This window comes from Streptomyces sp. NPDC056224 (genome assembly GCF_042267665.1).
GTDB lineage: Bacteria > Actinomycetota > Actinomycetes > Streptomycetales > Streptomycetaceae > Streptomyces.
The window spans coordinates 79,605-98,327 of sequence record NZ_JBHJTK010000003.1; the positions used below are offsets into that span (position 1 = coordinate 79,605).

Annotated in this window: 16 protein-coding genes; 15 read left to right on the top strand and 1 reads right to left on the bottom strand. The window is 73.2% G+C overall.

Annotated features, from left to right (window positions below; all coding sequences use genetic code 11):
* The first annotated feature begins 45 nt into the window (after window positions 1–45).
* The 14 genes from ACFCZ1_RS06025 (at window position 46) to ACFCZ1_RS06090 (ending at window position 14,789) form a co-directional block, all read left to right on the top strand.
* Complete coding sequence (locus tag ACFCZ1_RS06025) at window positions 46–1,245, top strand: NAD(P)/FAD-dependent oxidoreductase (protein ID WP_376677159.1); 1,200 nt, start codon at window positions 46–48, stop codon at window positions 1,243–1,245.
* Window positions 1,238–1,549, top strand: a complete 312-nt coding sequence (locus tag ACFCZ1_RS06030) for a (2Fe-2S)-binding protein (RefSeq protein WP_376677160.1) — start codon at window positions 1,238–1,240, stop codon at window positions 1,547–1,549. The genes ACFCZ1_RS06025 and ACFCZ1_RS06030 overlap by 8 nt, the downstream gene beginning before the upstream one ends.
* A complete protein-coding gene (locus tag ACFCZ1_RS06035; RefSeq protein ID WP_376677161.1) occupies window positions 1,530–3,008 on the top strand; it encodes an NAD(P)/FAD-dependent oxidoreductase in 1,479 nt (492 codons plus the stop codon). The genes ACFCZ1_RS06030 and ACFCZ1_RS06035 overlap by 20 nt, the downstream gene beginning before the upstream one ends.
* A 76-nt stretch (window positions 3,009–3,084) precedes the next feature.
* Window positions 3,085–4,011, top strand: coding sequence for a dihydrodipicolinate synthase family protein (locus ACFCZ1_RS06040; protein ID WP_376677162.1), 927 nt, complete (start codon window positions 3,085–3,087; stop codon window positions 4,009–4,011).
* A 38-nt stretch (window positions 4,012–4,049) separates the two neighbouring features.
* Complete coding sequence (locus tag ACFCZ1_RS06045; protein WP_376677163.1) at window positions 4,050–5,054, top strand: proline racemase family protein; 1,005 nt, start codon at window positions 4,050–4,052, stop codon at window positions 5,052–5,054.
* On the top strand, window positions 5,051–6,079 hold the full coding sequence (locus ACFCZ1_RS06050) for a proline racemase family protein (protein ID WP_376677164.1): 1,029 nt from the start codon (window positions 5,051–5,053) through the stop codon (window positions 6,077–6,079). Before ACFCZ1_RS06045 ends, ACFCZ1_RS06050 begins: the two co-directional genes overlap by 4 nt.
* A gap of 5 nt (window positions 6,080–6,084) precedes the next feature.
* Window positions 6,085–7,005 carry an ornithine cyclodeaminase family protein gene (locus tag ACFCZ1_RS06055; RefSeq protein ID WP_376677394.1) on the top strand — a complete coding sequence of 307 codons (921 nt, stop codon included), beginning with the start codon at window positions 6,085–6,087 and terminating at the stop codon, window positions 7,003–7,005.
* 55 nt (window positions 7,006–7,060) lie between these two features.
* The gene (locus ACFCZ1_RS06060) at window positions 7,061–7,771 is read left to right on the top strand and encodes a GntR family transcriptional regulator (protein ID WP_376677165.1); all 711 of its coding nucleotides are present in this window, start codon (window positions 7,061–7,063) and stop codon (window positions 7,769–7,771) included.
* A gap of 332 nt (window positions 7,772–8,103) precedes the next feature.
* Window positions 8,104–8,823 (top strand): hypothetical protein, encoded by a 720-nt coding sequence (locus ACFCZ1_RS06065; RefSeq protein ID WP_376677166.1) that lies wholly within the window; start codon window positions 8,104–8,106, stop codon window positions 8,821–8,823.
* Window positions 8,824–9,090: 267 nt separating this feature from the next.
* Entirely contained in the window at window positions 9,091–10,836 is a 1,746-nt protein-coding gene (locus ACFCZ1_RS06070; protein WP_376677167.1) for an ABC transporter substrate-binding protein, read from the top strand.
* Between the two features lie 20 nt (window positions 10,837–10,856).
* A complete protein-coding gene (locus ACFCZ1_RS06075; RefSeq protein ID WP_376677168.1) occupies window positions 10,857–11,807 on the top strand; it encodes an ABC transporter permease in 951 nt (316 codons plus the stop codon).
* Window positions 11,804–12,790: an ABC transporter permease gene (locus ACFCZ1_RS06080; protein ID WP_376677169.1), complete on the top strand. Its 987-nt coding sequence runs from the start codon at window positions 11,804–11,806 to the stop codon at window positions 12,788–12,790. The genes ACFCZ1_RS06075 and ACFCZ1_RS06080 overlap by 4 nt, the downstream gene beginning before the upstream one ends.
* Window positions 12,790–13,812: an ABC transporter ATP-binding protein gene (locus ACFCZ1_RS06085; protein WP_376677170.1), complete on the top strand. Its 1,023-nt coding sequence runs from the start codon at window positions 12,790–12,792 to the stop codon at window positions 13,810–13,812. Before ACFCZ1_RS06080 ends, ACFCZ1_RS06085 begins: the two co-directional genes overlap by 1 nt.
* The gene (locus tag ACFCZ1_RS06090) at window positions 13,809–14,789 is read left to right on the top strand and encodes an ABC transporter ATP-binding protein (protein ID WP_376677171.1); all 981 of its coding nucleotides are present in this window, start codon (window positions 13,809–13,811) and stop codon (window positions 14,787–14,789) included. The genes ACFCZ1_RS06085 and ACFCZ1_RS06090 overlap by 4 nt, the downstream gene beginning before the upstream one ends.
* A gap of 68 nt (window positions 14,790–14,857) precedes the next feature.
* Here ACFCZ1_RS06090 and ACFCZ1_RS06095 read toward each other — a convergent pair whose 3' ends face one another.
* Complete coding sequence (locus tag ACFCZ1_RS06095; protein ID WP_376677172.1) at window positions 14,858–16,924, bottom strand: prolyl oligopeptidase family serine peptidase; 2,067 nt, start codon at window positions 16,922–16,924, stop codon at window positions 14,858–14,860.
* A gap of 182 nt (window positions 16,925–17,106) precedes the next feature.
* On the opposite strand from ACFCZ1_RS06095, the gene ACFCZ1_RS06100 reads away from it, so the two are divergent.
* The gene (locus ACFCZ1_RS06100) at window positions 17,107–18,714 is read left to right on the top strand and encodes a DHA2 family efflux MFS transporter permease subunit (protein WP_376677395.1); all 1,608 of its coding nucleotides are present in this window, start codon (window positions 17,107–17,109) and stop codon (window positions 18,712–18,714) included.
* Window positions 18,715–18,723: the final 9 nt, after the last annotated feature.

The window sequence follows — 18,723 nt, forward strand, 5'->3', positions numbered from 1 at the left end:
GGGACCGGTCTGGGCAGCCACTAAGGAATGTGACATATTACTGCCGTGCTCAAGAGACACTCCCTGGACGCCGTGATCATCGGCGCCGGCGTCGTCGGAGCGGCGTGCGCGTACTACGCGTCCCGCGCCGGACTCTCCGTGGCCGTGGTCGACCGCGGCCCCGTCGCGGGCGGCACCACGGGCGCCGGCGAAGGCAACCTGCTCGTCTCCGACAAGGAGGCGGGACCGGAGCTCGACCTCGCCCTGCTGTCCGCCGGCCTGTGGACCGAACTGGCCGGCGTCCTCCCGCAGGAGATCGAGTACGAGGCCAAGGGCGGCCTCGTCGTCGCCCCGGACCAGGCCGCGCTGGAGGCCCTTCGGAGCTTCGCGGAAGGCCAGCGCAAGGCCGGGGTCGAGGCGGTCGAGGCGGGGGCCGACGACCTGCGCACGCTGGAGCCCCATCTGGCCAGGGGCCCCGCGGGAGGATTCCTGTACCCGCAGGACGCCCAGGTCCAGCCGGCCCAGGCGGCGGCCCGCCTGCTGGCCGCGTCGGGCGCCGAGGTCCACCTCGGCGAGGAGGTGACCGGGATCCTGCGCTCGGGCGGGGCGGTCCGCGGCGTCCGCACCACCCGCCGCGAACTCCTGGCTCCGGCCGTGGTGAACGCGGCGGGGACCTGGGGCGGCCGGGTCGCGGACCTCGCGGGCGTGAGCCTGCCCGTCCTTCCGCGCCGCGGCTTCGTCCTGGTCACCGAACCGCTGCCCCGCGTGGTCCGCCACAAGGTCTACGCGGCCGACTACATCGCGGACGTCGCCAGCGGCTCCGCGGCCCTGCAGTCCTCGGCGGTGGTCGAGGGCACCCCGTCGGGCCCGGTCCTGATCGGCGCCACCCGCGAACGCGTCGGCTTCGACCGCACCCTGTCCACCGAGGCCCTGCGCCGCCTCGCCACGCAGGCGGCGGCCCTCTTCCCCGTCCTCGCCGACGTCCGGGTCCTGCGCACCTACCACGGCTTCCGCCCCTACCTCCCGGACCACCTCCCGGCGATCGGCCCCGACCCCCGCCGCCCCGGCCTGCTGCACGCCTGCGGCCACGAGGGCGCGGGCATCGGCCTGGCCCCGGCGACGGGCGCGCTGATCGCCGCCGCCCTGACCGGAACCGAACCCCCGCTCCCGCCGGGCCCCTTCCGCCCCGAACGCTTCGGCGAGTCACCCGACGCCGGCCCCGTCCCCGGCCCGCACCAGCCCCGAGGAGGAACCACGGATGCGTAGCCCCCGCTCACTGGTCGGCGGCAGCCCCGCGTCACGGTTCACGGTCGATTTCGACGGCCGCGCACTTCCCGCGCAGGAGGGACAGTCCGTCGCCGCCGTCCTCTGGTCCGCCGGGATCCTCGCCTGGCGCACCACCCGCGAGGGCGGCGCCCCGCGCGGCGCCTTCTGCGGGATCGGCAGCTGCTACGACTGCCTCGTCACCGTCAACGGCCGCCCCAACCAGCGCGCCTGCCTCGTCCCCGCCCGGGAGGGCGACACCGTGACCACCCAGGAGGGAACCGGCCATGCCGAGCTCGCCGTCTGACCGGCCGGTGGCCGGCCCGGCCGATCCGTCAGGCCCGGCCGATCCGGCCGACGTGGCCGACCTGGCCGTCGTCGGCGCGGGTCCGGCCGGCCTCGCCGCCGCCGTCACCGCCGCCGGCCTCGGCCTGCGCGTCACCCTCCTCGACGCGGGCGACCGCCCCGGCGGCCAGTTCTACCGCCACCCCGCCCCGGGCCTGGGCGCGGCCCGCCCCGAGGCCCTCCACCACGCCTGGCCCGACTTCGCCGTGCGCGAAGCCGCCCTGCGCGCCCACGTGTCGACGGGCCGCGTCACGTACCTCCCGGGCCACCACGTGTGGACGGTGGTGGCGCGGCAGGGGGCGTGGACCCTGCACGCCGTGGCCGGGGACGAGGGCGCCGCCGCCACCGTCACGGCCGGGGCCGTCCTCCTCGCCACCGGCGCGTACGAACGCCAGCTCCCCTTCCCCGGCTGGACCCTGCCCGGCGTGATCGGCGCCGGCGGCGCCCAGGCCATGCTCAAGGCGGGCCTCGTCCTGCCCGGCAAGCGGATCGTCGTGGCCGGCAGCGGCCCGCTGCTGCTCGCCGTCGCCGGCTCCCTGGCCGCCGCCGGAGCCACCGTCCCCGCCGTGGTGGAGGCGTCGGCGTACACCGCGTACGCGGGCGGGGCCGCGGCCCTGCTCCGCAACCCCGCCAAACTCGCCGAAGGCGCGACGTACGGAGGCGCGTTGCTCAGGCACCGCATCCGCCTCCTCGCCCGGCACGCCGTGACGGAGGCGCACGGCACCGACCGGGTCGAGGCCGTCACCGTGGCCCGGCTCGACCGCGACTGGTGCCCGCTGCCCGGCACCGCCCGCCGGATCCCCTGCGACGCCCTCGCCGTGGGCCACGGTCTCGTACCGCAGCTGGAACTCGCCACCGGCCTCGGCTGTGCGACCCGGCTCGGCCCGGACGGCACCGTCGCCCTGGACCTCGGCGCCGACGGCCGCACCTCCGTCCCCGGTGTCTGGTCCGCGGGCGAGACCGGCGGCATCGGAGGCGCGGGGCTCGCGATCACCGAGGGGGAGATCGCCGCCCGCGCGATCGCCGGACGGCCCGTGCCCGCCTCCCTGGTCCGCCGCCGCTCGCGGCTGCGCGCCTTCGCCGACGCGATGGCCGCCGCGCACCGCCCGGGGCCCGGCTGGACCGGCTGGCTGCGGGACGACGCCGTCGTGTGCCGGTGCGAGGAGGTGCCGGCCGGCCGGATCCGCGAGGCCGCCGAAGTCGGCGCGCGGGACGCCCGTACCGTCAAACTGCTCACCCGGGCGGGCATGGGCTGGTGCCAGGGCCGGATGTGCGGCCCGGCCGTCGCCGCCCTCGCCGGTCCGTCCGGTCCGTCCGGTCCGTCGGCGGACGCGGCGCCCGACCGGCGTCCGCTGTCCTGTCCGGTCCCGCTGCGCCACCTCGCCGGACTTCCCGCCGAACTTCCGGGCTCGGACGGCTGATCCGGTCCGCCCGGCCCCTTGTGGCCGCCTTGCACCCACTAGTAAAATGTCACACACCACAATAGGGAGTCATCTCATGAACCACGCGCCCACCCCCGCGCCCCGCACGGACACCCGCACCCGCCCCTGGCACGGAATCATGGTCGCCACCGCGCTGCCCCTGCGCGAGGACCTCACCGTCGACTACGACGCCTACGCCGAGCACGTGGCCTGGCTGATCGAGAGCGGCTGCGACGGCGTGGTCCCCAACGGCTCCCTCGGGGAGTACCAGACCCTGACCGACGAGGAGCGGGCGCGCGTCGTGCGCACCGCCGTCGAGGCGGCCGGTGACGGCGCCCGCGTCATGCCCGGTGTCGCCGCCTACGGCAGCGCCGAGGCCCGCCGCTGGGCCGACCAGGCGGCGGAGGCGGGCGCCGGCGCCGTACTCCTGCTGCCCCCCAACGCCTACCGGGCCGACGGGGAAGCCGTACGCGCCCACTACGCCGAGGTCGCCCGCGCCGGGCTGCCCGTCGTCGCGTACAACAACCCCATCGACACCAAGGTGGACCTGACCCCGGCCCTGCTCGCCCGGCTGCACGCCGACGGCTCCGTCGTCGCCGTGAAGGAGTTCAGCGGTGACGTGCGCCGCGCGTACGAGATCGCCGAACTCGCCCCGGGCCTCGACCTGCTCATCGGCGCCGACGACGTGCTCCTCGAACTCGCCCTCGCCGGCGCCGTCGGCTGGATCGCCGGCTACCCCAACGCGCTCCCGCAGTCCTGCGCCACCCTGTACCGGGCCGCCGTCGCGGGCGACCTCGCCACCGCGCTGCCGCTCTACAAGTCGCTGCACTCCCTGCTGCGCTGGGACTCCAAGACCGAGTTCGTCCAGGCCATCAAGCTCTCCATGGACCTGGCCGGCCGCCCCGGCGGCGCCACCCGCCCGCCGCGCTTCCCGCTCACCGGCGAGACCGAGGCCGCCGTCCGTGCCGCCACCGAAAAGGCCCTCGCCGAGGGCCTCAACTAACCAGCCGGGCTGAACCGACCCGACAGAGGGGGCGCCTGATGCGCACGCGCAACATCTACCACGCCGTGGACTCGCACACCGAGGGCATGCCGACCCGGGTGATCACCGGGGGAGTCGGGGTGATCCCCGGTGCCACCATGGCCGACAAGCGGCTCCACTTCATCGAGCACCTGGACCACATCCGGACCCTGCTCATGTACGAGCCGCGCGGTCACGCCGCGATGAGCGGTGCCATCCTGCAGCCCCCCACCCGCCCGGACGCCGACTTCGGCGTCCTCTACATCGAGGTGTCCGGCCTGCTGCCCATGTGCGGGCACGGCACCATCGGGGTCGCCACCGTCCTGGTCGAGACCGGGATGGTGCCCGTCGTGGAGCCGGTCACCACGGTCCGGCTGGACACCCCGGCCGGGCTGGTGAGCGTGGACGTCCGGGTCGAGGACGGGGCGGCCACCGCGGTCACCCTGACCAACGTCGCCTCCTACTGCGCCGGGCTCGACCTGAAGGCGGACGTCCCCGGTTACGGCACGGTCACCTACGACCTCGCCTACGGCGGCAACTTCTACGCGTTCGTCGAACTCGACGCGCTCGGCCTCCCCTTCGAGCGCGCCCGCAAGGACGACCTGATCACCGCGGGCCTCGCGATCATGGACGCGGTCAACGGTTCCGGTGACCGGCCCGTCCACCCCGAGAACCCCTCCATCGCCGGGGTCAAGCACGTCTACCTCGCCGCCCCCGGCTCCGACGCCCGCCGGTCCCGCCACGCCATGGCCATCCACCCCGGCTGGTTCGACCGCTCGCCCTGCGGTACGGGCACCAGCGCGCGCATGGCCCAGCTGCACGCCCGCGGACTCCTGGAGCTCGGCGCGGACTTCGTGAACGAGTCGTTCATCGGCACCGAGTTCACCGGCCGACTGGTCGGGGAGACCACCGTCGACGGGCTCCCGGCCGTCGTCCCCACCGTCACCGGCCGGGCCTGGATCACCGGAACCGCCCAGTACTTCCTCGACCCGACCGACCCCTTCCCCGGAGGCTTCCTCCTTTGATCACCGTCCGAACGGTCGACTATCACACCGCCGGCGAGCCCTTCCGCGTCGTCGACACGGCCGCCGCCGCGCACGGGGGCTTCCCGCCCGTCCCCGGGGACACCGTCGCCGAGCGCTGCGCCACCGCCATCGGCCCCGGGGGATCGGGGACGGCCCCGCGCCGGGGCGCGCTGGACGACGTACGCCGCCTGCTCGTGCAGGAGCCGCGCGGGCACGCCGGAATGTACGGCGGGTTCGTCGTTCCGCCCGACGACGACGGCGCCCACTTCGGCGTGCTGTTCTGGCACAAGGACGGCTACTCCACCGCCTGCGGCCACGGCACCATGGCGCTCGGGGTCTGGGCCGTCGACACCGGCCGGGTCGCCGCCCCGGACGACGGGGACGCAGCCGTGCGCATCGACGTGCCGTCCGGGCGGGTCACCGCCACGGTGCACCGGGGCGGCGGCCGCACCACCGGGGTCACCTTCCGCAACGTCCCGGCCCGGGTGAGCGCCCGCAAGGTGCCGGTCGCCACCACGCTGGGGCTCGCCGAGGTGGACATCGCGCACGCCGGGGCCTGTTACGCCTCCGTCGCCGCCCGCGACCTCGGCCTGGACGTGTCCCGGAGCTCGCTGCCCGACCTGGTGCGGGCCGGCCGGGAGATCCGCGCCGCGCTGGCCACCCACCCGGCCACCTGGCATCCCGGCGGGCCGCTGCTCTCCGGGGTCTACGGGGTGATCCTCTACGAGGAACTCCCCGATACTCCCTTCGGGCCCCATCAGCGCAACGTCACCGTCTTCGCCGACGGCCAGATCGACCGCTCGCCCTGCGGCTCCGGGACCTCGACGCGGCTCGCGCTGCTGACGGAGGACGGGCGGCTCGCGGCGGGGGAGGACCTGGTCAACGAGTCGGTCACCGGCACGGTGTTCACCGGCCGGATCCTCCAGGGGGGCGTCACCGAGATCACGGGCACCGCGTACCGCACCGGTGAGCACACCTTCACGGCCGACCCGCACGACGCGCTCGGGACGGGCTTCCAGCTGTGAGGCGGCTGAGCGCCGACGACACGGCCGGGCTCCTGGCCCCGGCCGCGGCCACCGACGCCCTGGCCGCGGCCCTGCTCGGCGGCCTCGATCCGGAGAGCTGCCCGCAGCGGACCAACCTCCGCATCCCCGACGGGGAGCTGCTGCTGATGCCCGCCGCCTCCGGGGGGTACGCCGGGGTGAAGATCGCCGGGGTCGCGCCCGGGAACCCGGCCCGCGGGCTGCCCCGGATCACCGGCTCCTACCTCCTGCTGGACGGGCCCACCCTGCGCCCGCTGGCCCTGCTCGACGGCGCGGCCCTGACCGCCCTGCGCACCCCGGCGGTCTCCGCCCTCGCGCTGCGCCACCTGGCTCCGGCCGGGCGCCCGCTGCGGCTGGTGCTGTTCGGCTCCGGCCCGCAGGCGTACGGGCACCTGGAAGCCGCCTTGTCCGTGCGGGAGTTGGACGAGGTCGTGGTGGTCGGCCGCAACCGGGAGGGCGCTGAGCGGCTCGCCGCGCACGCCCGCGCCCTGGGCCCGACCGCCCGGACCGGCACCCCCGAGGACGTGGCCGGCGCCGATCTGGTCATCTGCTGCACCACGGCCCGGGAACCGCTCTTCGACGGGCGCCTCGTCGGCCCGGAGGCCACCGTCGTCGCCGTCGGCTCGCACGAGCCGACCGCCCGGGAGACCGACACGGCCTTGGTGCGGCGGGCGGCCGTGTACGTGGAGTCGCGTGCGGCGGCCCTGCGGGAGGCGGGCGACCTGCTGGTCCCGGAGGCCGAGGGGGCGATCGGGCCCGGCCACATCACCGGCACGCTCGCCGACCTCGTCGCCGGACGGATGCCGGCGGGCGGGCCGCAGAGTTGTCCACAGCTCTTCAAGAGCGTGGGCATGGCCTGGGAAGATCTCGTCGTGGCGGTCGCGTTGTTCGAGGCCGCCGGGGTGTGAGCAGCGAAACGTGACATTGTACGCTGTTCCTCTGCCATGGCTCGGAGGAAATGCAATGGGTGACCTGAAGCAGCACAGTCTCATCAAGGCCCAGGAACGGCTCCGCGACCAGGTCGGCCACGCCCTCCGAGCAGCCCTGATAGCGGGTGAACTGCGCCCGGGGAGCGTCTATTCGGCCCCCGGTCTCGCAGCCGAACTCGGTGTCTCGGCCACGCCCGTGCGCGAGGCCATGCTCGACCTGGCCCGGGAAGGCCTCGTGGAACCGGTCCGCAACAAGGGTTTCCGGATCACCGAGGTCAGCGAGCGCGACCTGGACCAGTACACCGAGCTGCGCACGATGATCGAGGTGCCGACCGTCGGCCGGATCACGAAGATCGCCACGACCGAGCAGCTGGAGGCGCTCCGGCCGGTCGCCCAGGAGATCGTCACGAGCGCCCGCGAGCACAACCTCATCGGCTACCTGGAGGCGGACCGCCGCTTCCACCTCACGCTGCTCGGGCTCGCCGGCAACGACCGCCTCGTCGAGACGGTCGGCGACCTGCGCAAGAGGTCCCGGCTGTACGGGCTGACCGGTCTGGACGAGGCCGGCAAGCTGGTGTCCTCGGCGGAGGAGCACATCGAGCTGCTCGACCTGATGATCAGCGGGGACGCCGAGGCGGCAGAGGCCTGCATGGTCCGCCACCTCGGCCACGTCCGCTCCCTCTGGGCCCAGGGCCGCGACGAGCCGGTCGGCCGCACCCCGGGAGGCCTCGGCTCCGGCGTCTAGCGCTGTGACCGGAAGGGTTCACCGGGTCGCGGCCCCCGGCACGGCACTGGCGCTGTGACCGGCAGGGTTCGCCGGGCCGACGTCGCTTCGCGTGACGGACGCCCCGTCACCCGGTGCACCCCCCCCGCACGTCCCGTTCCCGGGTCCCGTGACGCCCGGGGCCGGGTCGGGCTCGGTCGGACCGCCGTGCGGGCGGCTCGCAGGCGGGGCCTGCGCCGGGCGGGTGGACCTCGTGACGCCTGCGGGTGACGGCGGCGAACGGGGGTTGATTCCGCCCGGAATCCGTCTACCCACACAGAGTCTTGTGCCCCGAGTGATGGGTTGTCCCGACTGTGTTGAAGACTGCATTTCGGATCGCCTCCGCCACCGCCCTGGTCACCGTCTCGCTGGCGTTCGGCTCACCAGCCGGCGCCGCGGCGGATCCGTACCCCGGCACCCCGCAGCAGATCCGTGACACCGGCCCCTGCGGCCCTACCGGCGGCTACCGCGCGGCGGAGTGGGAGCGGACCACGACGGAACCCGGGATCCGGGCGGAGGTGGACCTCGCCGCGGTGCGCGAGGGCTGGTACTGGCGGCACGACCGGAACACGCTGTGGCGGGGCGACACGCGGCCGGACCCCACCGCGATCTTCGCCAGCGGCTTCACCCCGCGGGGCACGGACCTCACCCCGCTGGCCCAGTGGATCATCGGGGGCGCCGGGCAGCAGAACGCCGCGCACGTGAGCACCAGTTGTGAGCGGTGGGTGGCGCAGGAATTCGCCACGGGGGGCGGGAACGACGGCTGGGTCTACGCGATCCAGGCTCCCGGCGGGATCGACGTCAACGCCACCGCGCGGCAGACCGGCATCCAGTCGCCGTTCCTGTGGAACAAGGAGATCGACTTCCCCGGCGGCATCGAGGGCAGGTTCATCGAGGGGGCCTGCCAGTACCACTACGTCGGCCTGGACCCGCAGACGAACGACAGGATCTACCGGAACCTCGGCTGTGTGACGAACAGCAACTTCCGTCCGGGCCGCGTCAAGCACAGGGAACCGGCCGGTTCGCCGCATTGATCCGATCCCGGCCGGAGCGGTGCCGCTCCGGCCGTTCGTCGTGACGCGCAGCGCCAGGTGGTGACGGGATACCGACCCTCGACCGCCTGGCGCTGCGCGTCGTCGGCCCCCGCCGCTCTCGGGCCGCCCGGCAGCCTCAACTCGACTGCGAGTGAACGGATTCGGAAACGGCTGGATAACGGGGGAGCCCAACCCCTTGTCAGTGCAATTTCACATTACTATGTTACCGGTCACATCATAGAGCGCGGCCCTTCACTGGAGTGACCCATGACCAAGCGCACCCAACTCGCCCTCGCCACCGCCCTGGTGGCCGCTCTCGCACTCGGCGCCTCGGGCTGCTCCGGCACCGTGAAGAAGGGCAAGGGCGGCGCCTCCGCCGAGAACCCCGCCGCCGCGAACGACGGCAAGATGCTCGGCGGCACTCCGGTCAAGGGCGGCACCCTCACCGTCCTGTCCAACCAGGACTTCGCCCACCTCGACCCCGCCCGCAACTGGGTCATGCCGACGATGGACTTCGGGACCCGGCTGCTCTACCGCACCCTCGTGACCTTCAAGGCCGAACCGGGCAAGGGCGGCAGCGAACTCGTCCCCGACCTCGCCACCGACCTGGGCACCTCCTCCAACGGCGGCCGCACCTGGACCTTCACCCTCAAGGAGGGCCTGAAGTACGAGGACGGCTCGCCCGTCAAGGCCCAGGACGTCAAGTACAACGTCGAGCGCTCCTTCGCCCCCGACCTCACCGGCGGCCCCGACTACGCGGCCCAGTACCTGGCCGGCACCGAGGGCTACAAGGGCCCGCTCCAGGGGCAGCACCTCGACTCGGTGAAGACCCCCGACGACCGCACCATCGTCTTCGAACTGAAGAGGCCCGTCGCCGAGTTCGCCGCGACCACGACCCTGCCGACCTTCGCGCCCGTGCCCCAGTCCCAGGAGAAGGGCACCCAGTACGACGCCCGCCCGTTCTCCTCCGGCCCGTACAAGATCGAGTCGTACGACCGGGACAAGAAGCTCGTCCTCGTCCGCAACGAGCACTGGGACCCGAAGACCGACACCGTCCGCAAGGCCTACCCGGACAGGTTCGTCGTGGTCATGGGCCTCAAGGCCGGCCAGATCGACGACCGCGTCATCGCCGGTGAGGCCGCGGACGCCTCCACCGTCCAGTACCAGGACATGCGCCCCGAGAGCGCCCCCAAGGTGCTGCCCAAGGCCGACGTCAAGGCGCGCCTGCTCGCCGAGTCCCAGGGCTGTACGGAGATGCTCCACCTGAACAACTCCCGCGCCCCCTTCAACGACCCCAAGGTCCGCGAGGCCATGCAGTACGCGCTCGACAAGGAGGCGGTGGTCACCGCGGGCGGCGGCCCGGCCCTCAACGAGGTCGCCACCGCCTACCTGCCCCCGGCCCTCTCCGGCGGCAAGCAGGCCGACACCCTGAAGATCGCCCCGGCCGGCGACCCCGCCAAGGCCAAGGAACTCCTGGGGGCCGCCGGCAAGGAGACCCTGAAGGTCTCCCTCGCCGTCTCCACCGGAGACAAGGGCAAGGCCGAAGCCATCCAGCAGGGACTGTCCCGCGCCGGCATCGAAGTCGTCATCGACACCGTCGACCCGGGTGCCTACTACGACGTCATCGGCGACCTGTCCACCACCCCCGACATGACGCTCGCCGGCTGGTGCCCCGACTACCCCTCAGGCTCCACCTGGATCCCCTTCGTCTTCGACGGACGCACCATCAAGGACAAGGGCAACCAGGGCAATTACAGCCAGTTCCGCGACGAGGCGACGACGAAGCGGATCGACGAGATCAACGCCATGGCCGACGCCAAGCAGGCCAACCAGGCCTGGATCGACCTGGACGCGGAGATCATGAAGAAGTCCCCGGCCGTCCCGGTCCTGCTGGAGCGCAAGCCGCTCCTCGTCGGCCCGAACATCGCGGGCGCCTTCGGCCACCCCGTGTGGACCGGCACCATCGACTACGGCACGGTCGGCCTCAAGGACCCGTCGAAGAGCCAGGGCTGAGGACCGGACACGACAGCGCCATGACCACCACCGCACCCGCCGCCGGCGATCCGGAGGTGAAGGAGGCCCCGCCCGGCAGCAGCCCCTGGCAGCTCGCCCGGCGGGAACTCCGCCACCGCCCCGCCGTCCGCGTCAGCCTCTGCGTCGTCCTCCTCTTCGTCCTCATGGCCGCCACCGCCCCCTGGCTGGGCGCGCTCGGCGGCTGGTCCCCCGAGGAGTTCGACAAGACCGCCATCGACCCCTACCTCGGCGGCCAGCCGCTCGGCTCCCTCGGCGGGATCAGCCCCGAGCACTGGCTCGGCGTCGAACCCGTCACCGGCCGCGACCTGTTCGCCCGCGTGGTCCACGGCGCCCAGGTCTCCCTCCTCATCGCCTTCGCCGCCACCGCCATCGTGGTCGTCGCCGGCACGGCCGCCGGGATCGCCGCCGGATACTTCGGCGGCCGCACCGACGCGGTCCTGTCCCGGCTCATGGACCTGACCATGTCCTTCCCCTCGCTGATCTTCATGATCGCGATGCTGTCCGTGGCCAAGGACGTCAACCGGATCGTCCTCATGACCGTTGTCATCGGGGTCTTCGGCTGGCCCGGCGTCGCCCGCGTCGTCCGCGGCCAGACCCTGTCCCTCAAACACCGCGAGTACGTGGACGCCGCACGCGTGGGCGGCGCGAGCTCCTGGCGGATCCTGACCCGCGACATCCTCCCCGGCGTCTCGGGCCCCGTCATCGCCTACACCACCCTGCTCATCCCCGGCATGATCAGCACCGAGGCGGCACTGAGCTACCTCGGCGTGGGCGTCCGCCCGCCGACCCCGTCCTGGGGCCAGATGATCGCCGAGTCCGTCGCCTTCTACGAGACCGACCCCATGTACTTCGTCATCCCCAGCGCCTTCCTCTTCCTCGCCGTGCTCGCCTTCACCCTGCTCGGCGACGCCCTGCGCGACATCCTCGACCCGAGGGGCGGCCGCAGTTGATCCCCTACCTCGCCCGCCGGCTGCTCGCCCTCGCCGGCGTGCTCCTCGCCATAGCCGCCGTCACCTTCCTCATCTTCTACGTCCTGCCCTCCGACCCGGCCGCGGCCGCCTGCGGCAAGACCTGCAGCGCCGAGCGGCTGGCCGACGTACGGGCGTACCTGGGCCTCGACCAGCCCCTGTGGCGCCAGTTCACCGACTTCCTCACCGGCATCTTCACCGGCCGCACCCTCGGCACCGGCCAGTACGCCGTCCAGTGCGACTTCCCCTGCCTGGGCTACAGCTACGAGAACTCGCTGCCGGTGTGGGACCTGCTCATGGACCGGCTGCCGGTTTCGGCCTCCCTCGCCGTCGGCGCCGCCGTGCTGTGGCTGCTCCTCGGCCTCGGCGCCGGGGTCACCGCGGCCCTGCGCAAGGACACCGCCACCGACAAGGCCCTCATGGTCGGGGCCGTCGCAGCGGCCTCCCTGCCCGTCTACTTCACCTCGGTGATGCTGATCTACGGGGTCATCCGCATCGCGGGCCTCCTGCCCTACCCCACCTACCAGGCCTTCAGCGACGACCCGCTCGCCTGGGCCTCCAACCTGCTGCTGCCGTGGACGGCGCTCGCCCTGCTGTACGCCGCCATGTACGCCCGTCAGAGCCGCGGTTCGATGATCGAGGCGATGGCCGAGCCGTACATCCGTACCGCCCGCGCCAAGGGCATGCCCGAGCGCACGGTCGTCGTCAAGCACGGCCTGCGCTCCGGGATGACCCCCATCCTCACCATCTTCGGCATGGACCTCGGCGGGCTCCTCGCCGGAGCCGTGATCACCGAGTCCATCTTCGGACTCCCCGGCATCGGGCGGCTGTTCTACGGGGCGCTCGTCAGCTCGGACCAGCCGGTGGTCCTCGGGGTCACCCTGCTCGCCGCCTTCTTCATCGTCGTCGCCAACCTCGCCGTCGACCTCCTGTACGCCGTCATCGACCCGAGGGTGAGGTACTGATGGCCGCACTTCTTGAGGTACGCGATCTGCGCGTCACCTTCACCACCCCGCACGGCGCCGTACGGGCCGTGGAATCCCTCGGCTTCACCGTCGAGGCCGGCCGCACCCTGGGCATCGTCGGCGAGTCCGGCTCCGGCAAGTCGGTCACCTCGCTGGCCGTCATGGGCCTGCACCGGGGCGCGGTCGAGGTCAGCGGCTCCGTGGCCCTCGCCGGACGGGAGCTGACCGGTCTCTCCGAGCGCGAGCTGGCCAAGGTCCGCGGCCGCAGGATGGCCATGATCTTCCAGGACCCGCTCTCCAGCCTCCACCCCTACTACACGGTCGGCGAGCAGATCGCCGAGCACTTCCGGGTGCACTTCAAGGCCCGGCGGGCCGCCGCGCGCAAGCGGGCCGTCGACATGCTCGGCGAGGTCGGCATCCCGGAGCCGGCCCGCCGCGCGGGGGAGTACCCGCACCAGTTCTCCGGCGGCATGCGCCAGCGCGCCATGATCGCCATGGCCCTGGCCTGCGAGCCCGATCTGCTGATCGCCGACGAACCCACCACCGCCCTGGACGTCACCGTGCAGGCACAGATCCTGGAGCTGATCGCGCGGATCCAGCAGGAGCGCGGACTGGGCGTCGTCATGATCACCCATGACCTGGGGGTCGTGGCCCGCGTCGCCCACGAGGTGCTGGTCATGTACGGCGGCCGGGCCGCCGAACAGGCACCGGTCGACGAGCTGTTCGCCGACCCCGCCCACCCCTACACCCGGGGCCTGCTCGACTCGCTGCCGCGCCTCGACACTCCCCCGGCCACCGCCGGGGGTACCCCCACCGACGACGAACCGCTTCCCTTCATCCCCGGCTCCCCGCCGTCCCTGCTCGCACCGGCCCCGGGCTGCGCCTTCGCCCCGCGCTGTCCGCGCGCCGCCGCGCGCTGCACCGACGTACGCCCGGAACTGCGGACGTACGCCGACGCGCCGGAGCGGACGGTGGCCTGCCACTTCGCCGGGGACCGCACCGCCGAGGAGGCGACGCGATGAGGCCGACCACCCAACCCCTGCTGTCCGTACGGGACCTCACCATGACCTTTCCGGGGAAGCGGTCCGCGACCGGGCGCCGGGGGGCGCCCGTGCGCGCCGTGGACGGGGTCTCCTTCGACCTGGCGGCCGGCCAGACCCTGGGCCTGGTCGGGGAGTCGGGCTGCGGGAAGTCCACCACGGGCCGGATGCTGGTCAGGCTGCTGGAGCCCACCTCGGGCGAGGTGGCCTTCGAGGGCAAGGACATCAGCCGGCTGTCCCAGAGCGCGATGCGGCCGCTGCGCAAGAACATCCAGATGGTCTTCCAGGACCCGCACTCCTCCCTCAACCCCCGCCAGACCGTGGCCCGGATCATCTCCGACCCGCTGCTGGTACAGGGCTGGAGCGCCGCCGACGCCCGCCGGCGCGCCGCCGAGCTGATGGCACTGGTCGGCCTGATCCCCGAGCACATCGACCGCTACCCGCACGAGTTCTCCGGCGGCCAGGCCCAGCGCATCGGCATCGCCCGGTCCCTGTCCACCAACCCCCGGCTGATCGTCGCCGACGAACCGGTCTCCGCCCTCGACGTCTCGGTACAGGCCCAGATCGTCAACCTGATGGAGCGGCTGCGCGGAGAGCTGGGCCTCGCCTACGTGTTCATCGCGCACGACCTGTCGGTGGTCAAACGGGTCAGCGACCGGGTCGCCGTCATGTACCTCGGCCGGATCGTCGAGATCGGGGACAAGAAGTCCCTCTACGAGAACCCGCAGCACCCTTACACCAGGGCGCTGTTGTCCGCCGTACCGCTGCCCGACCCGGCGGCGGAGCGGCGGCGGGAGCGCATCGTGCTGCTCGGCGACCCGCCGAGCCCGGCCGCCCCGCCCCCGGGCTGCACCTTCCACCCGCGCTGCTCCAAGGCGCGGGAGATCTGCCGCACCGAGCGTCCGCTGTTGCAGCTCGCCGCCTCCCGCGAGGTGGCATGTCACTTCCCTGGAGACTGACGGGGATCCACGGGAAGAAGGCGGGGCCCCGCGGCCAACGGCGTCCGCGGGGCCCCGCACGTGGGTGATCAGCCCAGTTCCCTGCGGAAGAACTCCAGCTCCAGGGCCATGATCTTCTCCCTCGTTCCGCCGGGGGTCATGTGCGTGACACCGGGAAGGGCGAGCAACTGGTGCGGGCGGCCCGCGTCCGTCAGGGCCCGGGACAGGCGCAGGGTGTGGGAGGGGTGGACGTTGTCGTCGGCCAGGCCGGTGGTCAGCAGCAGCGGCCTGGTCAGCTTCGGGGCGTCGGGGATCAGCGAGTCCCGCTCGTACACGTCGCCGGGCTGCGGGTGCTCCTGCGGGAGGCCCAGGTACCGCTCGGTGTACGCCGTGTCGTAGTACCGGAAGTCGGTCGGCGCGGCCCCGGCGGCCGCCGCGTGGAAGACGTCCGGGCGGCGCAGCACCGCCAGGGCGGACAGGTAGCCGCCGTAGGACCAGCCGCGTACGCCGACCCGGCCGAGGTCGAGGTCGCCGTGGCGGGCGCCGAGCGCCTGGAGCGCCGCGACCTGGTCCTCCAGGGTGACCTCGGAGAAGCCGCGGTACATGGCGTGCGTGAAGGCGGGCGAGACGTACGGGGTGCCGCGGTTGTCGACGGTGACCACCGCGAAGCCCTGGTCGGCCCACCACTGCTTGGCCTGCCAGCGGCGGGGCTCGGCACTGACGTCCTGGTAGCCCGGGCCGCCGTACGCGTCGACGAGGACCGGCAGCCGCCGGCCGGGGACGTGGTCGCGGGGGAGGACCAGGGCGGTGGGGACGCCGTGCTCGGTGACCCTTTCCAGGACCGGGACCACCCGGTACGGCAGTGGCTGGGACAGGTCGGCGGGGGTGAACTCCCGCCCGTCCGCGGTGCGTACCGTGCGGCGGATCCCGTCGGCGTCGGCGGAGGTCAGCAGCAGGGAGCCGGCCGAGGCGGACACGCTGTGCACCCCGGGGCCGTCGGCGACCGGGGTCAGCTCCCCGGTCGCGGGGTCCAGCAGCAGCACCTGCTGCTCGGCGGGGTCGCGCAGGCCGGCCTCGATCAGCAGCCGGCCTTCGTGGAACCCGGCGACGCCGCGGACCTGGACCCCCTCGCCGGTCAGCAGCTCGCCGTCCACCGCGAGGGCGCGGGCGGCCCCGCCCGCGGTATCGGCCGCGGTCAGCATCCGCCCGTCGGGCAGGCGCGCCGGGGTGCCCGGGACCAGCGGGTCCACCCACTGCGGGTGCGTGGTGCGGGACAGTTCCCGGGTGCGGCCGGTGGCCGGGTCGGCGGAGAGCAGCAGGACGCTTTGCTGGAGCCGGTCCTGGACGGTCAGCAGGATCTCACCGGCCGACTCCCATTGCGCGTCGGACACGTACGGGTAGACCTCCGCGTCCCAGTCGAGCCGGGTCCGGTCCCCCTCCGGGCCGAGCACCCAGAGCTGGACCCCGGCGTTGGGCCCGCCCGCCTCGGGGTAGGCGAAGTCCTCGGCCGGGACCTCGGGGCGGGCGGGGTCGGCGAAGTACCGGCGCTGGAGGGCGGACTCGTCGACGCGGGCGGCGAGCAGGGTGACCCCGTCCGGGGACCACCAGTGGCCACGGGAGCGGCCGAGCTCCTCGGCGGCGGCGAATTCGGCGACGCCCCAGCGGGCCCCGTCGGCCGGGCTGACCCGCCCTCCGGGGGCGACGTACAGGACGTCGTCGCTGACGTACGCGGTGCGCGAGCCGTCGGAGTTGGGACGGGGGTCCAGGGCGGGTCCGGCGGCCGGTATCTCCTGCGGCCGGGCGGCGGTGTCCGCGGCGACCGAGTAGAGCCGTCCGTAGAGCGGGAAGACGGCGCGCCTGCCGTCGCCGGAGAGCGCGTACGAGCCGATCCCGGCGGCGACGAGGCGGATCCGCTCGCGCAGCCGGCGCTCCACGGCCGGGAGCTCGCCCGGCTCGGGGCACAGCTCGCGGGGATCGGCAAGCCGGGTCTCGGTGCCGGTGGCCGTGTCGAGGACCCAGAGGCTGTCGAAGGCGTCGGTGGGACCGGTGGAGCGCAGGTACCACAGGAGGCGTCCTTCGTCCCCGAAGGCGAAGGCGCGCGGGGCGCCGTGGGTGAACCGGGCCGTGCTCGCGGAGAGCCTGAGGAAGTCATCCATGATCTTAGTGTGACATGTGCAATGTCACATCGCCTAGGCCGTTCGAGTGGTGACGCCAGGGGTGCGGGCATAGCGTCGACAGGGTGGACCCGAATGCATCGCCGACCAGCACCGGGACCGACGGCAAGGTCCGAGGGAGCGGGAACGGGCTCGCCCTGTTCGTCATCGCCTCCTGCCAGCTCATGGTGGTCCTCGACATCACCATCGTGAACATCGCGCTGCCGCACATCCAGACCGCCCTCGGCTTCTCCACCGAGAGTCTCTCCTGGGTCGTGAACGCCTACACCCTCGCCTTCGGCGGCCTGCTGCTCCTCGGTGGCCGCACGGGCGACATCCTCGGCCGCAAGCGCGTCTTCATCTTCGGGATCCTGCTCTTCGGGCTCGCCTCCCTGCTCGGCGGACTCGCCCAGAACGAGGGCCAGTTGATGGCGGCCCGAGCCCTCCAGGGCGTCGGCGGCGCCGTCGCCTCGCCGACCGCCCTCGCACTGATCACCACCACCTTCCGCGAAGGCCCGGCCCGTAACCGGGCGTTCGGCGTGTTCGCCGCCGTCTCGGCCGGCGGCGGCGCGATCGGGCTGCTCGCCGGAGGCATCCTCGTCGAATGGCTCAGCTGGCGCTGGGTGCTCTTCGTCAACGTCCCGATCGCCGTCGTCATCGCCGTCATGGCCGCGAGGGTCATCCGCGAGTCCGAACGCCATCCCGGACACTTCGACCTCGCGGGCGCGCTGCTGTCCACCGCCGGCATGGTCTCGCTCGTCTACGGATTCATCCGCGCCGCCCAGGAGGGCTGGACCGACCCCTACACGCTCGCCGCCTTCGGCGCCGCCGTGGTCCTGCTGACTCTGTTCATCCTCAACGAGCGGCGCTCGCCGCAGCCGATCACCCCACTGCACATGTTCGCCGACCGCAACCGGGCCGGTACCTACGGGATCATGCTCATGCTCGCCTGCGCGATCTTCGGCATGTTCTTCTTCCTGACGCTCTTCGTGCAGATCGTGCTGGGCTTCAGCCCACTGCAGGCCGGCCTGGCCTTCCTGCCGGTGAGCGTGGTGGTCGCCGTGGGCGCCGGCACCGCCTCGCAACTGCTGCCCAAGTTCGGACCGAAACCCTTCATGGTGACCGGTGCCCTGTCCTCGGCGGCAGGCCTGGCCTGGCTGACGCAGACCGACGTCCACTCGACGTACGTGGGGAGCATCCTCGGCCCGATGCTCCTCTTCGGCCTCGGCATGGGCCTGCAGTTCGTCTCGCTCACACTGATGGCCCTGTCCAACGTCCGCGACCGGGAGTCGGGAGCGGCGTCCGGTCTGCTCAACACCATGCAGCAGGTCGGCGGTTCGCTCGGCCTGTCGATCCTGGTGACCGTCTTCGGCACCGCCAGCCGCAACGCGGCCAAGGACCAGGCACCGGACTTCCTGCGCGCGGCCACGCCCGTACAGAAGGCCTTCTTCCAGCGCACCGGACAGTTCCCGAAGCCGTGGAGCGACCAGGTGCTGACCTCGGGCATCAGCGCGGCCTTCGTCGTGGCGGCCGTGTTCACCCTGGTGGGTGCGCTGATCGCGCTGATCGTCATCCAGGTCCGGCCCTCGGACCTCGCACGGCTCCAGGGAAACCACACGCCGGCGAAGGCGGAGGGCACCCGGCCGGCGGACCGTACGCCCGTAGACCCGCCGCCCGCGGACCGTGCGCTCACGGACCGGCCGCCCGCGGACCGTGCGCTCACGGACCCGCCGCCCGCGGACCGTACGCCCGCAGACCCCAGGCCCGACGGACGCCAGGCCGACGGACCTTAGGCCGACGGC

What these genes read in the sequence shown, in the direction of transcription:
- ACFCZ1_RS06030 (WP_376677160.1), top strand. Translation starts at nt 1,238, where the DNA reads ATGCGTAGCCCCCGCTCACTGGTCGGCGGCAGCCCCGCGTCACGGTTC.
- ACFCZ1_RS06035 (WP_376677161.1), top strand. Translation starts at nt 1,530, where the DNA reads ATGCCGAGCTCGCCGTCTGACCGGCCGGTGGCCGGCCCGGCCGATCCG.
- ACFCZ1_RS06040 (WP_376677162.1), top strand. Translation starts at nt 3,085, where the DNA reads ATGAACCACGCGCCCACCCCCGCGCCCCGCACGGACACCCGCACCCGC.
- ACFCZ1_RS06045 (WP_376677163.1), top strand. Translation starts at nt 4,050, where the DNA reads ATGCGCACGCGCAACATCTACCACGCCGTGGACTCGCACACCGAGGGC.
- ACFCZ1_RS06060 (WP_376677165.1), top strand. Translation starts at nt 7,061, where the DNA reads ATGGGTGACCTGAAGCAGCACAGTCTCATCAAGGCCCAGGAACGGCTC.
- ACFCZ1_RS06070 (WP_376677167.1), top strand. Translation starts at nt 9,091, where the DNA reads ATGACCAAGCGCACCCAACTCGCCCTCGCCACCGCCCTGGTGGCCGCT.
- ACFCZ1_RS06075 (WP_376677168.1), top strand. Translation starts at nt 10,857, where the DNA reads ATGACCACCACCGCACCCGCCGCCGGCGATCCGGAGGTGAAGGAGGCC.
- ACFCZ1_RS06085 (WP_376677170.1), top strand. Translation starts at nt 12,790, where the DNA reads ATGGCCGCACTTCTTGAGGTACGCGATCTGCGCGTCACCTTCACCACC.
- ACFCZ1_RS06090 (WP_376677171.1), top strand. Translation starts at nt 13,809, where the DNA reads ATGAGGCCGACCACCCAACCCCTGCTGTCCGTACGGGACCTCACCATG.
- ACFCZ1_RS06095 (WP_376677172.1), bottom strand. Translation starts at nt 16,924, where the DNA reads ATGGATGACTTCCTCAGGCTCTCCGCGAGCACGGCCCGGTTCACCCAC.
- ACFCZ1_RS06100 (WP_376677395.1), top strand. Translation starts at nt 17,107, where the DNA reads ATGGTGGTCCTCGACATCACCATCGTGAACATCGCGCTGCCGCACATC.